Annotated in this window: 10 protein-coding genes, 1 tRNA gene and 2 pseudogenes; 6 read left to right on the forward strand and 7 right to left on the reverse strand. The window is 57.1% G+C overall.

Features of this window, described 5'->3' with window-relative positions; translation table 11 throughout:
• Nucleotides 1-35 precede the first annotated feature (35 nt).
• From ACSQ3H_RS23320 to ACSQ3H_RS23330, 3 genes are all read right to left on the reverse strand, one after another.
• A complete protein-coding gene (locus ACSQ3H_RS23320; protein ID WP_436119243.1) occupies nucleotides 36-845 on the reverse strand; it encodes an FAD binding domain-containing protein in 810 nt (269 codons plus the stop codon).
• A 12-nt stretch (nucleotides 846-857) separates the two neighbouring features.
• Nucleotides 858-3203, reverse strand: coding sequence for a xanthine dehydrogenase family protein molybdopterin-binding subunit (locus tag ACSQ3H_RS23325; RefSeq protein WP_436119244.1), 2346 nt, complete (start codon nucleotides 3201-3203; stop codon nucleotides 858-860).
• Between the two features lie 87 nt (nucleotides 3204-3290).
• The gene (locus ACSQ3H_RS23330) at nucleotides 3291-3779 is read right to left on the reverse strand and encodes a (2Fe-2S)-binding protein (RefSeq protein WP_436119245.1); all 489 of its coding nucleotides are present in this window, start codon (nucleotides 3777-3779) and stop codon (nucleotides 3291-3293) included.
• 267 nt (nucleotides 3780-4046) lie between these two features.
• On the opposite strand from ACSQ3H_RS23330, the gene ACSQ3H_RS23335 reads away from it, so the two are divergent.
• Nucleotides 4047-4122, forward strand: a tRNA-Thr gene (locus tag ACSQ3H_RS23335).
• Nucleotides 4123-4134: 12 nt separating this feature from the next.
• Here the strand turns inward: ACSQ3H_RS23335 and ACSQ3H_RS23340 are convergent.
• Nucleotides 4135-5658 carry an MDR family MFS transporter gene (locus ACSQ3H_RS23340; RefSeq protein WP_436119246.1) on the reverse strand — a complete coding sequence of 508 codons (1524 nt, stop codon included), beginning with the start codon at nucleotides 5656-5658 and terminating at the stop codon, nucleotides 4135-4137.
• Nucleotides 5659-5789: 131 nt separating this feature from the next.
• Here ACSQ3H_RS23340 and ACSQ3H_RS23345 point away from each other — a divergent pair, with 131 nt between their 5' ends.
• The 4 genes from ACSQ3H_RS23345 to ACSQ3H_RS23360 all read left to right on the forward strand — a co-directional run bounded on the left by ACSQ3H_RS23345 (nucleotide 5790) and on the right by ACSQ3H_RS23360 (nucleotide 9660).
• Complete coding sequence (locus tag ACSQ3H_RS23345) at nucleotides 5790-6293, forward strand: MarR family winged helix-turn-helix transcriptional regulator (protein ID WP_436119247.1); 504 nt, start codon at nucleotides 5790-5792, stop codon at nucleotides 6291-6293.
• Nucleotides 6294-6433: 140 nt separating this feature from the next.
• On the forward strand, nucleotides 6434-6898 hold the full coding sequence (locus ACSQ3H_RS23350; protein ID WP_436119248.1) for a MarR family winged helix-turn-helix transcriptional regulator: 465 nt from the start codon (nucleotides 6434-6436) through the stop codon (nucleotides 6896-6898).
• Nucleotides 6891-8114, forward strand: coding sequence for an HlyD family secretion protein (locus ACSQ3H_RS23355; RefSeq protein ID WP_436119249.1), 1224 nt, complete (start codon nucleotides 6891-6893; stop codon nucleotides 8112-8114). Before ACSQ3H_RS23350 ends, ACSQ3H_RS23355 begins: the two co-directional genes overlap by 8 nt.
• On the forward strand, nucleotides 8107-9660 hold the full coding sequence (locus ACSQ3H_RS23360) for an MDR family MFS transporter (protein WP_436119250.1): 1554 nt from the start codon (nucleotides 8107-8109) through the stop codon (nucleotides 9658-9660). Before ACSQ3H_RS23355 ends, ACSQ3H_RS23360 begins: the two co-directional genes overlap by 8 nt.
• 492 nt (nucleotides 9661-10152) lie before the next feature.
• Here the strand turns inward: ACSQ3H_RS23360 and ACSQ3H_RS23365 are convergent.
• Nucleotides 10153-11040: pseudogene (locus ACSQ3H_RS23365) on the reverse strand (IS3 family transposase); the annotation flags it as partial.
• 58 nt (nucleotides 11041-11098) lie between these two features.
• On the opposite strand from ACSQ3H_RS23365, the gene ACSQ3H_RS23370 reads away from it, so the two are divergent.
• Nucleotides 11099-12262 (forward strand): IS30 family transposase, encoded by a 1164-nt coding sequence (locus tag ACSQ3H_RS23370; RefSeq protein ID WP_436116132.1) that lies wholly within the window; start codon nucleotides 11099-11101, stop codon nucleotides 12260-12262.
• A gap of 12 nt (nucleotides 12263-12274) precedes the next feature.
• Here ACSQ3H_RS23370 and ACSQ3H_RS23375 read toward each other — a convergent pair.
• Nucleotides 12275-12532, reverse strand: a pseudogene (locus ACSQ3H_RS23375) (transposase); the annotation flags it as partial.
• A gap of 41 nt (nucleotides 12533-12573) precedes the next feature.
• A complete protein-coding gene (locus tag ACSQ3H_RS23380; RefSeq protein ID WP_436119251.1) occupies nucleotides 12574-14724 on the reverse strand; it encodes a hemagglutinin repeat-containing protein in 2151 nt (716 codons plus the stop codon).
• Nucleotides 14725-14899: the final 175 nt, after the last annotated feature.

The raw sequence follows: 14899 nt of genomic DNA on the forward strand, positions 1-14899 counted from the left end.
CCGCTTTGAGATTGACGCCTACAGACACGTCTATCTTACATCGGTCTGTTTGCGATCTCGGCTACAGCGCGTTTTGCCATGACCTTGACCAGATTGGCGCGGTAGTCGGCAGAAGCATGCATGTCGGACAGGAGACCATCCGGATCCACAGTGAGACTGTCTAGTGCCGAAGGGCTGAAGTTTCCGGTAAGGGCTGTCTCGGCATCCGCCAGCCGGAAAACACCGTTTTCGCCCGCGCCGGTTACCGCGACCCGAACCTGGTCGCCCGATTTGGCGACGAAAACGCCAGCCATCGCATAAAGCGAAGCTGGATTAGGAAATTTCTTATAGGCCGCCTTGTCCGGCGCAACGAATTCCACCGCCGTAACGATCTCGTTCGGTTCGAGCGCGGTCTCGAAAAGGCCGACAAAGAACTCCGACGCGGGCATGGAACGCTGGCTGGTGATAATAGTCGCATCAAGCGCCAACAGAGCTGAAGGGTAGTCAGCAGCCGGATCGTTGTTGGCGATCGAACCTCCAATCGTTCCCATGTTTCGCACCTGCGGATCGCCAATATGGCCAGCGAGATTGGTAATTGCCGGGCAAATCTTTGCGAGGTCCACATCGGCGGAGACGTCATAGTGCGTGGTGACCGCACCAATCCGCACCGTGCGGCCATTGATCTTGATGCCCTTCAGCGCTTCGATCCTCCTCAGATCTATAAGATCGCTCGGCGATGCAAGGCGTTGCTTCATGGTCGGAATCAATGTCATTCCGCCGGCGAGGAACTTGCCGTCTTCCGCCTCACCCATCAGCCTCGCAGCCCCTTCGACAGAGGTGGCACGATGATACTTTGTCTCATACATGGCGCTTCCCCTTCACTTCGCAGCCTGGATGGCGTTCCACACGGTTTGCGGTGTCGCCGGCATGGTCAGGTTGTTGTTGTGGATCGCATCGGTGATGGCGTTAATCACGGCTGGCGGTGAGCCGATCGCTCCGGCCTCGCCGCAGCCCTTGATCCCGAGCGGATTGGAAGGACAAGGCGTTTCCGTCGTCATAATGTTGAACGATGGCAGATCCTGCGCGCGTGGCATCGTATAATCCATATAGCTTGCAGTCAGCAGTTGGCCGCTGTCGTCATAATGCGTGCCCTCAAGCAACGCCTGGCCAATGCCCTGCGCCAGTCCGCCGTGGACCTGTCCTTCGACGATCATCGGGTTGATGATCTTGCCGAAATCGTCGGCGGCAACGAACTGGATGATCTCGGTCACACCCGTCTCAGGATCGACTTCCACTTCGCAGATATGACAACCACCGGGGAAGGTGAAGTTGGAAGGATCATAGAACGCCCCCTCTTTCAGTCCCGGCTCCATGCCGGAGGGAAGATTGTGCGCGGTGTAGGCCGCAAGCGCTACCTGGAACCACGGCAGCGACTTATCGGTACCGGCAACTCTGACATCGCCGTTCTTGATCTCGATATCCGCCTCATCCGCCTCAAGCAGATGAGCAGCTATCTTCTTTGCCTTGGCTTCCACCTTGTCCAAAGCCTTGACGATGGCCGACATTCCTACCGCCCCGGAACGCGAGCCATAGGTGCCCATGCCCATTTGGACCTTGTCGGTATCGCCATGAACGATGGAAATACTATCGAGCGGGACGCCGAAACGTTCGGTCGCCAATTGGGCAAACGTCGTTTCATGTCCTTGACCGTGCGAATGCGAGCCAGTGAGAATTTCTATCGTGCCGACCGCGTTGACTCGTACTTCGGCACTTTCCCAGAGTCCGACACCAGCGCCGAGCGATCCGACAGCAGCGGATGGAGCAATACCGCACGCCTCGATATAGCAGCTCATACCGATGCCACGCAGCTTGCCGCGCTTTGCGGCTTCCGCGCGACGCTTCTCGAAACCTGCATAGTCCGCGGCTTTCATGCCTGCTTCGAGCGTCGCATCGAAATCACCCGCGTCATAATTCATGATCACCGGCGTCTGGTGTGGGAAGGAACGAATAAAGTTCTTGCGGCGCAGTTCCACAGGCGAGATTTTCAGTTCGCGCGCCGCAGTTTCCATAATTCGTTCAAGCACATAGGTCGCCTCTGGCCGTCCTGCACCGCGATAGGCATCGACCGGCGCGGTGTTGGTGTAAACCGTCCTCACATTGGCATGGATTGCCGGAATGTCATATTGGCCAGAAAGAAGCGTGGCGTAGAGATATGTCGGGACGGAACTTGAGAACAGCGACATGTAGGCACCAAGATTGGCGATCGTCTGCACCTTCAGACCGAGAATCTTATTGTCCTTGTCGAAGGCGATTTCCGCATGGCTGACGTGATCGCGACCATGCGCATCCGTCAGGAAGCTCTCACTGCGATCACCCACCCACTTGACCGGAACGCCAGTCTTTTTCGATGCCCAGAGGCAGATGATTTCTTCGGGGTAGATATAGATTTTCGAGCCGAAACCGCCGCCGACATCCGGCGCGATGATGCGCAGTTTGTTCTCCGGCGCGACATTGTAGAACGCGCTCATCACGAGGCGCGCGACGTGCGGGTTTTGCGATGTCGTCCAGCACGTGTAGTGGTCTTCCGCAGCATCATAGACGCCTAGCGTCGCGCGCGGTTCCATAGCATTGGGCACAAGACGATTATTGACGATGTCCAGCTTCGTCACGTGAGCTGCCTTGGCGAAGGCGTCATTAGTGGCCTTTTCATCGCCGAGATCCCAGTCGAAGATCAAATTGTTGGGCGCTTCAGGATGGATCTGCGGCGCGCCGTCCTTCAGCGCTTCGACTGCGCTGACAACCACGGGCAGTTCCTCATAAGACACGTCGACTGCCTCGGCGGCATCACGCGCCTGCCCTTTGGTGTCAGCGATCACGATAACTACAGCATCCCCGACATAGCGTACCGTATCGGTTGCGAGCGGCGACCACGCGCCCATCCTCATCGGGCTGCCGTCCTTTGAATGAATCATCCAACCGCAAATGATATTGCCGATACCGTCCGCTTTCAGTTCCTTGCCGGTCAGAACGCCAATGACCCCTGGCATCTTCTTCGCTGCCTCGACATCGATCCCGGTGATTTTCGCATGAGCATGGGGACTGCGCACAAAGGCTGCATGCTTCATGCCCGGCACAACCATATCGTCGGTGTAGCGGCCCTTGCCGGTGATGAATCTCTTATCTTCCTTGCGGAGAACGCGCGCTCCGATACCTTCATCGCCCATGGTTACTTCTCCCTGTCGCAGGCGCTTTGCCGAGAGAAATACGTGAGCCTCTGGCCAAAGCGGACTGCAAGACTGAAATTCAGATGATCAGGCGGCCTTGACGGCGCCTTTGCCCATTTTGTCCGATGCGTCGAGGACGGCTTTGACGATGTTGTGATACCCGGTGCAGCGGCAAATATTGCCTTCAAGCTCAGCCCTCACGGTTTCTTCATCGAGTCCGTCCGGATGCCGGCGGATCATGTCGACCGAGCTCATGATCATACCCGGCGTGCAGAATCCGCATTGAAGTGCATGGTTTTCACGGAAAGCAGCCTGAAGCGGATGCAGTTCGCCGTTCGGGCTGAGGCCCTCTATGGTCGTGATCGTCGAGCCAGAAGCCTGGGCCGCCAGAATCGTACAGGACTTTACGGCCCTGCCATCGACATGCACTACGCATGCCCCGCATTGCGATGTGTCGCATCCTACATGGGTGCCTGTTAGTCCAAGATTTTCACGCAGGAAATGCACAAGCAACGTGCGGTCTTCAGCTTCGCCTTTGACGGCTCTCCCATTCACGAACAGTTCCACTTTAGCCATAGGTTCCTCCCAGAACGTGGACTCATGCGTCTCTTCCGGACTTCATGTGGTAGAGAGGAGATTAACCGCTCTTGCGCGCTTGTCTATCGTCAAAATAGATAAATTCTAATTTGGCGATCATTTGAGGATCAAGGATGCATGAGGGCCCGGTATTTTGACGGCGCCGCTGATCTCTAGGCTTGCAATCGCAGCGCAATGAAGGTATCAGGCGCGTCATCATCGGCATATCATGATGGCCGATTTCAAGGATCGGGAAGTTCTTTCCCTGCCGCTTTAGCTCAGTCGGTAGAGCACATCATTCGTAATGATGGGGTCAGGTGTTCGAGTCACCTAAGCGGCACCATTTCACTCATCATCATTCTGCTGCACTCAGTTTTTTCACAGCGCCTGCGATCGGCAGCAGCACTGGTTTGAGCATGAGTGCCGCCAGCAATCCCGTGATGGCAAAGCAAGCAGAGGTCAGGAAGAGCGGCGTGAAGGCTGCAGCATAGCTGTCCGCGACGGCCTGGCGCGCGCCCTCAGGCAGCGCTGCCAGCATTTTCGGCGTCAATTGCTCGATGTTACTGACACCGGGTATGCTAACGCCGACACGGGAAAGATTCGCTGCAACAATAGCGCCGTAGACAGAAATGGCGATGGATGCGCCCCCCATGCGCGATAGCGTTACCGATCCGGTCGCTGCCCCGACGTCCCGGCTGTCCGCCGCATTCTGCACGCCGATCACCGGCACTTGCTGGCCGAGACCGATGCCAATGCCATGCATCGCGATAAGAATACCGATGAGGTACACCGGCGTTCCGGCCTGGACATGGGCAAAGAGCGTGAATGCCACGGCGCTGAGAGAAAGGCTGGCTATGGACAACGGCTTGTAGCGTCCAGTCGTGGAGATCAGCCGGCCACCCATCAACGATCCGCAGACAATGCCGCCGGTCAACAGGATGAAAAACACGCCTGCCTGTGAGGGCGATAGGCCCGTTGTTGTCTGCAGGAAAAGCGCAAAATAGTTGACCATGCCGATCGCGATCGCGCCGCTCGTGATCGAGATAATGAGGAGCAGCGAGAATGTCGGGTTTCGAAACAGCGACGGCGGAACGATTGGCTCTGGTGCGCGGCGCTCTACGAAAACCCAGCTCGTAGCGCAAATAATCCCGAATGCAACGATGGCGATGCTTTGCGGTGAAACCAGTGACCCGAACAATTCGGCACTGTCGGCGGCGAGAACGATACTACTGGTGGTCAGGGCCAGCAGAATAGCTCCGGCATAATCGATTGTTGGTTTGCGTTCAGGCTTGCGGTAGGGAAGCATGGTGAACAGACCGACGAGAACGATGACCCCGACCGGAATGTTTACGAGAAAGATCGAACGCCAGCCAAAAAGATCGCTCATGGTCCCGCCGAGAACCGGGCCGATCGCGCCGGACGCCATCAGCACCAGGCTTGAGTAGCTCTGATACCGCGCCCGTTCGCGCGGTTCGAACAGATCGGCGTTGATGGAAAAGATCGACACCATGATGCCACCGCCGCCAAGCCCCTGCAGTACGCGCGCGGCGATCAACGTGTTCATCGACACAGCGAGACCACAAACAGCGGACCCGATGGTGAAGATGGCAATGGCAGTCATCATCACATATTTGCGCCCGAAGAGATCGCCGAGCTTGCCGTAGATCGGCATGACAGCGCTCGAAGCCAGCAGATAGGACGATCCGATCCAGCCGAAACGTTCCAGATGTCCAAATTCGCCAACGATCGTCGGTAAGGCAGTCGAGACGATCTGGTTGTCCAGCGTCGCCATGAACATGGCCGAACTCAGGAAAAAGAAGATGATGAGCCGCAGACGGTGGTCCGTCACGAGCGGCGCAGGCGGTGCATGCATGTCCATGGAGCAAGTGATTCGAGCTTGATTACAGGCATAAATGTGCTATTAGCATATAATTGTCAATAGCACTCGAATGCCATTTGCATATTCTTATGACTGCAAATATCTGTTATGCTGAAATTATGACAGGCACCATGACGACAAATAAACGTGAAGCACCCAATCGAACCGACAGCGAAGAGATCGTGCGTATCGGCCAGGTGATGACGCGTATGCGCCTGTTGATCGGAAGACGTCTGATTGGCCGCCTTGCAATTCAAAACATTGCACCCGACCTGGAACTCTCGCATCTCGATGTCCTCGACGCCGTACGACGTGTTGAAACGGCTGGCGAAGTGACGGTCGGCGCGATAGCAGAAATCCTGCGTATCGATCCGTCCCGGGCGAGCCGGATCGTTGCGGAAATGGTCACGCGGGGCGTCTTGCGCCGCAAGGCCTCTCAAGCTGATGCGCGGCGCATCGTTGTCGTCATCACAGTGCTTGGGCATAGGCTGGTCTCGGAAATCCAGGCGCAGAAGCTCACGGTTGTGCAAGGTATTGTAGCAGACTGGCCCGCCTCCGATGTCGAGGCTTTTGCTACACTCTTTGACCGGTTCGTCAGCGGTTTCGAACAAACTTTTCTCCCGCGCAAAGACTGAACGGTGTCACTCCTCACAATATGTTGAAGGCCCCGCTCGATATTTTTGCGGCTGAGGCAAGCTGTCGCCTTTAATTCGACGAGCACCCTTGCTATATGCATGACTGTTATAAGCAACCTTATGAGTTTGACCCTCCGATCATGGACAATGCACCGACACTGAGCTTTCTGCTGCACGAAGTCGCGCGGTTGTTGCGCAAGCGTTTCGAGCAGCGCGCCAAGGATCTGGGCCTCACCCGGTCGCAGTGGCAAACGCTGGCGTATCTCTCCAAAAATGAGGGAATCCACCAGGCGGGATTGGCCGAGCTTTTGGAAGTCGAGCCGATCACGTTGGTCCGTATCCTCGACAAACTTGAGGAGCGCGGCCTGATCGAACGTCGCAAGCATCCGACTGACCGGCGCATCCGGTTGCTGTTCTCCCGTGAAGAGGCAAGACCCCTCCTCGATGGCATTCGCCGTGTTGCAGAGCTTACCCGCTCTGAAGCGCTCGCCGATGTCCCGGATGCAGATCGCGAACATCTCATTCGAACACTGACCCTTATGAAGACAAATTTGATCGACGCATGCCAGACGCCGGTCGAGGACAAAGAGAAAAATCATGGCTGACGGTTCACCTTCCTTACGCATTCCTGCCAATACAGACACCGCCGCGCGCAATGACGCGGTCATGGAAAAGCCCGATACGACCATCGATCCGGCGCCCGCCGTTCCCGTGGCCAAGGAAACCACGCCACCTGTGCCTCCCGCACCGGCGCGTCCCCGGCGCAGCCTGAAGCGCCCGCTGCTCTTCGGGCTCCTGCCGGTGCTGTTGATCGTTGGAGGCTATTTCTACGCGACCGGCGGACAGGTGATGTCCACCGACAATGCTTATATACAGGCTGACATGGTCGGCATTTCGACCGACGTATCCGGTATCGTGCAGTCGGTCGATGTCCGCGACAATCAGCAGGTCAAGCAGGGCGACGTGCTGTTCCGTCTCGATTCTGCCCCCTATAGCATCGCGCTTGCCGGTGCGAAGGCGCAGCTTGGCGTTGTGCGCAACCAGATCCTCAACCTCGAAGCCAGCTACAAGCAATCGCTCGCCGAGATCACGCAGGCGGAAGCCGACATTCCATTCTTCGAGAAGTCGTTGCAGCGCCAGCAGGACCTGAACGCCAGCTCGTTCGCATCTCGCGCAACCTACGATCAGGCCAAGCACGATCTCGACGCGGCCCAGCAGAAGGTCGACGTCGCCAAAGCCGAAGCTGCGGCAACCCTGGCGCAGCTTGGCGGCAATGCCGACCAGCCGGTCGAGCAGAACCCATCCTTCTTGCAACAGCAATCGGCTGTCGACAATGCGCAGCGCAACCTCGACCATACGGTCGTTCGCGCGCCGTTTGACGGGATCGTCACCAACGTAAGCTCGCTGCAGACCGGCGCCTATCTGCAGGCGTCGCAGGCCGGTTTCAGCCTTGTCTCGACGACGCATATGTGGATCGCCGCGAGCCCGAAAGAAACCGAGCTCACCTATGCGCGTCCCGGCCAGCCTGTCGCTATCAGTGTCGACACCTATCCGGGCGTCGAGTGGAAAGGCACGGTCTCCAGCATCAGCCCGGCTTCCGGCTCCAGCTTTTCGCTGCTGCCTGCCCAGAACACCACAGGCAACTGGGTGAAGGTCGTCCAGCGCATTCCCATGCTCGTCAGCATCGATGATATGGCCGGCAAGCCTCCCTTGCGCGTCGGCATGAGCGTCACCGTCGGTGTCGATACCGGCCATGCGCGTGGCCTGCCGTCGTTTGTTGCTGACGTTATCGGACTTTTCGGCAGCAAGGATCATGTCTAACACCATCGCAATCCCCAGCGCCGCACCGGTTGTCGCCAATCGCGGCGCAATAACCGCCTGCGTCATCCTGGCGGTCATCATGCAGGCGCTCGACACGACGATCGCCAATGTGGCACTGCCCTATATTCAGGGCAGCGTGTCGGCGAGCGCCGATCAGATCAACTGGGTTCTCACCTCCTATATCGTTGCGGCCGCCATCATGACGCCGCCGTCGGGCTTTCTCGCTGCCCGCTTCGGCCGCAAGAACGTGCTGTTGACCGCCATTGTCGGCTTCGTCGTCGCGTCTGTGCTGTGCGGTCTCGCCCAGTCTCTGCCGCAGATCGTGGTCTTCCGGCTGATGCAGGGCCTCTTCGGCGCATCCCTGGTGCCGTTGTCGCAGGGAATTCTGCTCGACATCTATTCGGTGGAAGATCGCGGCAGGGCCATGGCGCTTTTCGGCGTATCGGTGATGGTCGGACCAGTTTTGGGGCCGGTCATCGGCGGCTGGCTCACCGACCATATCAGCTGGCGTTGGGTCTTCTATATCAACGTGCCCATCGGTATGCTGGCCTTCTTTGGCATTGTTGCCTTCGTCTCGGAAACGACGAAAGAGGCGAGCGCCAAGCTCGACTGGTTCGGCTTCGGCACCTTGAGTCTTGCCATCGCAACGCTGCAGCTTTTTCTCGACCGCGGCGAACAGCTCGACTGGTTCTCGTCCGGCGAAATCCAGATAGAGGCGTTGATCTGTGCCGGAGCCTTCTATCTCTTTCTCGTACACACGTTCACCGCGAAGAAATCCTTCGTCAATCCGCGGCTGTTTCTCGACCGGAATTTCTCGGTCAGCATGTTCTTCATCTTCGTCGTCGGCGTGACCTATCTCGCCTCTCTCGCCTTGATGACGCCCTATCTGCAGACACTGATGGGTTATCCCGTCGTCACCGCCGGTATTGTCATGGGACCGCGCGGCGTCGGGACGATGGTCTGCATGTTCATCGTCGGCCGGCTGATCGGCAAGGTCGATACGCGTCTTTTGCTGGTGCTCGGCTTCGGCCTGACCGCGTGGGCCATGTATGACATGACCGGCTGGACGCCGGACGTGTCGCAATGGACGATCGTCTATGTCGGCTTCATCCAGGGCGCGGGTCTCGGCTTCCTGTTCGTGCCCTTGACGACAATCGCCTTTGCCACCCTCCCCGCACCCATGCGCGGCGAAGGCACCGGGCTTTACAATCTCTCGCGCAATATCGGTTCGAGCGTCGGCATCGCCGTCGTTACAGCCTTGATCACGGAGAATGTGCAGAGCAATCATTCGTCGATCGCCGCCTATGTCACGCCGTTCAACCACGCATTCAACGCCCCGGCGGTGCTGCAAAATCTCGATCCGCTGAAGGCGGCAGGCCGTGCCGCGCTGGATGGGATGATCACGACGCAGGCAACGATCATCGCCTATATGGATGATTTCAAGCTGCTGATGATCATGTCGCTTGTATCGATCCCTTTGGTCATGCTCCTGCGCAAGCCGGGCTCCAACGCTGCCCCTGCGGATCATGCGGCGGTGATGGAATAAGCGTGCAAGCTGCGACATAGGTTTCCCCCTTGCCACGCCCGCTTTCGCGTCTGGCCATTGAATGGTAGTGGGAAAGACGGGCGGTCGTCGAAGCGCGTCTTTGTAGAATAAAAATGCGATCCGAAGACCGCCCGTCCGGCGTTTTTTGATCCCGTCCGTTCCGCGTCGGAAACGCCAGCGGCCAGGACTGCGCCCAGCCAATCTGCCGCCCTCACAGTGCTCGTCCAGCACGCACCGGCCTTAGTACCGGCAGGGGAACCCTTGGACAGAACTTCCCCGGACGACGGGTCCGTTACCCGCCATCGGAGGCGCCGATCCTCTCCCCACTTCGAACGGCTCCGGAAGCAGTTCCCCATGGAAAGGACGCCGTTAGAATAAGCGAGGTTGGGAGAGCGTGGATAAGTTTGCGGGAATTATTTTTGGCAAAACTACCAGTGCGTGGTTCGACAAGCTCACCATGAGTGGCCTGCTGCCGGTTTTTCGGACACGAGGTTAAGCTAATCCCACCTTGGTTTCAAAATCGTTCGGGCTGAGATAGCCCAATGTCGAGTGGCGACGCCTTGGGTTGTAGAAGCGCTCGATGTAATCGAACACGTCCGCCCTTGCATCATTTCTTGTCCGATAAACCTTTCGTGCCGTTCTCTCCGTTTTCAGTGATGAGAAGAAGCTTTCCATCGCTGCGTTGTCCCAGACATTCCCCGATCTGCTCATGGAGCAGGTGATGCCGTGATCGCCCATCAGGCGCTGGAACTGTTCGCTGGTGTATTGGCTGCCCTGATCGGAATGATGCAACAGCGCATCCGGCTTTCCTCTGCGCCATATCGCCATGATGAGGGCATCGGTGACGAGCTGCGCCGTCATGTTCGCATTCATCGACCAGCCGACGACACGGCGTGAGAACAGGTCGATGACGGCGGCAACATAAAGCCAACCCTCGGCCGTCCAGATATAGGTGAAGTCGGCCACCCATTTCTGGTTCGGTCTGTCGGCTTCGAACTGGCGATCCAGGACATTGGGCATGATGATAGATCGGTCGCCAGCATCTTTCGGCAGACCGCGCCGACGCGGCCTCGCTCTGAGCGCATTCTGACGCATCAGCCGCTCTATGCGATGAAGACCGCACGACAACCCTTCAGCCAGCACATCATGCCAGACACGCCGGGCACCATAGGTTCTGTCGCTGGACTTGAAACTCTGCCCAATCTTGTCCAACAGAACCTCGTCGTAGAGGGCATGGTCGCTCGGCGAGCGGTTGAGCCAGGCATGAAAGCCGGAACGGGAAACCCCCAGCGCTTCGCAGAGCCATGCCACCGGCCAGATCGAACGGTGCTTTGCAATGAATGCGAACTTCATATCGCGTCCCTTGCAAAGTAGGCTGCGGTGGGTTCAACCGGTCAACGCAACATGATTGATTTCATGAAGCATCCGGAGGCTCACGATGGCGAGAACAGGTCGACCAGGTTTAACGCAACAACAGAAGAAAGAGCTTTGGCAACGCTGGAAAGATGGCCAGTCTCTCAGTGATATCGGGCGTGCGCTCGGCAAACATGCAGGCTCTGTTCACGGCGTCTTGTCCGCGACAGGTGGAATTCAGCCGACGGATCGTAAACGATCCTCGCGGTCACTTCGTTTATATGAACGCGAAGAGATTTCCAGGGGGCTGGCTGCGGGCATGTCCGTTCGCAGCATAGCTGCAGGGTTACGACGGTCAGCATCCACGGTAAGCCGTGAGATCAACCGTAATGACGGACGAAGGCACTATCGAGCGGTAAGAGCTGACGAACGCGCCTGGCAACGGGCTTGCCGTCCCAAACCCTGCCTGCTGACCCGGAACCAGGCATTGTGTGCTATCGTGGCCGGGAAACTGGCGTGCCAGTGGTCCCCTGAACAGATCGCTGGATGGCTAAAAGTAAAATTCTCCCACTGCGACGAGACGATGCTCGTGTCTCATGAGACGATCTATAAAAGCCTTTTCATTCAGGCTCGCGGTGTCCTGAAGAAAGAACTGCTCGCGCACTTGCGAACGAACCGCATGATGCGACGTAGCAGGAAATCGACGACACAAGGTCAGCCACGCGGTCAGATTATTGACGCCGTTTCGATCCGGGAGCGACCTGCTGACGTTGAAGATCGTGCAGTTCCTGGCCACTGGGAGGGAGACCTTCTTTCTGGAAGTGCCAACAGCCATATTGCGACTCTCGTCGAGCGGAAATCCCGGTACATTGTTCTTGTGCATGTGGCTGGAAAGGACACCGACAGCGTCGTCGGCGCTTTGACCAGAGAGGCGTTAAAGCTTCCCGAGAACTTGATGATGAGTCTGACTTGGGATCGTGGTAGCGAATTGGCGCAGCACAAGCGATTTAGCCTGGCAACGAATGTGAAGGTCTACTTCTGCGACCCTCAAAGTCCGTGGCAGCGCGGCACCAACGAGAATACAAACAGATTGCTGCGACAATATTTTCCGAAGGGGACCAGCTTGTTAGGTTATAGCCAGGCTGATCTGGACGCGGTCGCGATGCGACTGAATACTCGACCTCGCAAGACACTTGGCTTTCGATCGCCCGCTGATAAACTCGCCGAAGATGTTGCGTTGACCGGTTGAACCCACCGCGGCCTTTTTTAGGATATCGCGCTCCGCCTTCAGCTTCGCGACCTCACGACGTAGCCGCTCGATCTCAAGCTGTTCCGGCTTCATCTGTCCATGCCCTGGAAAGGACTGGACCGGATCGGAGCCGTGCTCCCTGATCCATTTGCGCAGCATATTCTCGTGAACTTCAAGGTCGCGGGCAGCCTGCGCAACAGCCACGCCACGCTCCTTCACCAACTTCACCGCTTCAAGCTTGTATTCGCGGCTGAACTTCCGTCTTTGCATTCATACTCTCCGGTTTCATGCAGAACACCTTAACTCAGTGTCTATGAAACCGGCAGCAGGCCACTTCTCACAGCGGCGACTTCCGCTGGAGACAAGAATTCTATCGCAACATTCAGGATTTTGCCAAGCACAAGTGCAGTTGCGCCTTCATGCACTGCTTCGTGGATGCGACTAAGTATCTTACAGTGGTCGCCAGAGTTTCTTTCGCAATAAGCTCCATCTACGAGAGCAGCATTCGCTGCCACTTCAGCAGGCGACATACCTTCAAACTGATTGGCGGCAATTCTAGTTTCCGCACTAAAGGAATATTGGCCAAGCTCTTCGAGATAGCCGCCTTCTGCCAAAAACTTTTTGGCTTCCTCAATTGCAGCAAGATGAAACTGAGCGCACGCCACTGTCTCGCACGCAGCCACCTCGTTGTCCTGTGCAAGGTCAATCGCGAAGTACTTTTTTTCAACTTCAGCAATACATGACTTGTCCTTACACTCCTTCATTTCTTCGAGTTGCTTTTCCAGCTGCCTGTGCGTCAGGTAGTTGTACTTGAACTCATGCCCCGCGTAGGCTGCGGCATCGCCGCCGCCCGCCGCCGCGGCGATGCCCTGCACGAGGCTGGAGGTGACGCTGTTGATCAGGAACTCACCCTGATCGGTTCCGGCAAGCTTGGTGCCATTCACGATGCTGGCGACGATTTTTCGGATTTCCGGCGCGGCCAGCGTCGAGATGGCGCCGCCGATCGCGCCCTTGATCACGCCCGCCACATCATTGACGCCGCCGAGCAAAGCGCCGCCCAAGGCATGCATGGCAGCACGGCCAACGCCGTCCGCTCCCCAGAATTCCGCTGCCTGCGTGTCGCCGCGCTTAAGGGCGTCCTCGGCGAGCTTGTTCGCGATGTTGCCAATAACATTGGCGAGCGTTGCGGCGGCTGCCTGATAGTCGGCTTGCGTCTGGTACTGCTCTGCCAGGACGTTCTGCAGGTCCGGTATTCCCGGCAGCGAGGTGTTTGTGTCGAGCGTATCGCGGCGGATAATGGATGAGCCAATGGCGGTTTCGGTCTCGACATGCGTAGTCCATTTTCGGCTTCCGCCGAAGAGGCCACCGCTTTTCTTTTTCTGTTGGAGGTCGAGTGTCTTCGTGTCCAGTGCTTCGACGATGGTTATATCGTCGGATGCCTTGAGCTGGACTTTTTCACCGGCGTCGAGCTTGCTACCGATGATGTTGAGGTCGTGATCGCCGTCAATCGCGCCATTGCCTGCATCGACTGAAATCGATCCACCAGCTTTGATTTCGGATCCTATATGGGTTGTCGCGGATGATGAGTTTTTTCCAAACCTGGTGTCTGCCTGCTCCTGTGCTGCGGCGATATTGATATCATCACCCGCGCTCAGTTTGACATTTCCGCCTGCGTCAACAGACGAACCAGACAGAAGGACATCGTCACCCGCCGTGATCGTCGTGCCGGTGCCCGACGAGAGCTGCGATTGCTGCTGGGTTATTGCGACCGTCTTGGAGTAGCCATCATCGGTTTTGCGCGTGATATCCGTCGTGACAACATTTACCGAACCGTTTTCGGCCGTGACATCCAGCGACGCTCCAGCCTTCGCCGCACTGCCGATGATATTGACGTTGTCATTGGCAGCGATCGATAGACTACCTCCAGTTGTGACCTTGGCTCCCGTTGCATTCTGTGAGCCAGCATTGTCGACCTTGACGATATCAAGCGTGATATTCTTTCCGCCGAGAGCCGCATTGCCAGCGACATCGACCGAGGCACCTTGCAACGTCAGATTATTGCTGGCGGCAAGGGTGCCGTCGGCGTCGATCATGAAACCGGATGGCAGGAAAACGTTGAGCGGGACCAGCGCTGTCAAAAGAAGATCGGGCGCCTGTTTCTTGTCCTTTTTTGCGGAGTCCGGCGATGTTTGGGCAATGGCCAATGTCAGCACATTGACGTCCTTGTCGCCTTGTTTGACCTGCGCAATCTGCGCCACTTCACAGTTCGGAACAGTCTTGCCATCCGCCGTCTTGACGTCCACACAGCGATAGAACCAGTCCTGATACTGGATTGAACGAACCTGCGGCTCGCTCGCCTGCTGCGGCTGGGCGGGAGCAGCAGGTGTGTCCTGGGCGCAGGCTATTCCGGTGGTGGCAACGACGGCAAAGGTGCCTATGGCGAGGCTAAAATCTCTAAACATTTAAATCTCACATTCAAAAATGAATTCGATAAAATTGGTTCGTATTCGTGCGGCAGAAAAACCCGCAAGCAACAGGCAAAAAGCAATTATTCAAAAAGAGCGGGGCAATTCCCGTTCGATAATATATGGGCGCTTTATAGTTAATTTGACCTTAACGTCAATCAACCGCCTACAC

The sequence above is a fragment of the Phyllobacterium sp. LjRoot231 genome (assembly GCF_964253365.1).
Taxonomy (GTDB): domain Bacteria; phylum Pseudomonadota; class Alphaproteobacteria; order Rhizobiales; family Rhizobiaceae; genus Phyllobacterium.

What these genes read in the sequence shown, in the direction of transcription:
- ACSQ3H_RS23320 (WP_436119243.1), bottom strand. Translation starts at nt 845, where the DNA reads ATGTATGAGACAAAGTATCATCGTGCCACCTCTGTCGAAGGGGCTGCG.
- ACSQ3H_RS23360 (WP_436119250.1), top strand. Translation starts at nt 8,107, where the DNA reads ATGTCTAACACCATCGCAATCCCCAGCGCCGCACCGGTTGTCGCCAAT.
- ACSQ3H_RS23325 (WP_436119244.1), bottom strand. Translation starts at nt 3,203, where the DNA reads ATGGGCGATGAAGGTATCGGAGCGCGCGTTCTCCGCAAGGAAGATAAG.
- ACSQ3H_RS23330 (WP_436119245.1), bottom strand. Translation starts at nt 3,779, where the DNA reads ATGGCTAAAGTGGAACTGTTCGTGAATGGGAGAGCCGTCAAAGGCGAA.
- ACSQ3H_RS23380 (WP_436119251.1), bottom strand. Translation starts at nt 14,724, where the DNA reads ATGTTTAGAGATTTTAGCCTCGCCATAGGCACCTTTGCCGTCGTTGCC.
- ACSQ3H_RS23370 (WP_436116132.1), top strand. Translation starts at nt 11,099, where the DNA reads ATGGCGAGAACAGGTCGACCAGGTTTAACGCAACAACAGAAGAAAGAG.
- ACSQ3H_RS23355 (WP_436119249.1), top strand. Translation starts at nt 6,891, where the DNA reads ATGGCTGACGGTTCACCTTCCTTACGCATTCCTGCCAATACAGACACC.
- ACSQ3H_RS23340 (WP_436119246.1), bottom strand. Translation starts at nt 5,658, where the DNA reads ATGGACATGCATGCACCGCCTGCGCCGCTCGTGACGGACCACCGTCTG.
- ACSQ3H_RS23345 (WP_436119247.1), top strand. Translation starts at nt 5,790, where the DNA reads ATGACGACAAATAAACGTGAAGCACCCAATCGAACCGACAGCGAAGAG.
- ACSQ3H_RS23350 (WP_436119248.1), top strand. Translation starts at nt 6,434, where the DNA reads ATGGACAATGCACCGACACTGAGCTTTCTGCTGCACGAAGTCGCGCGG.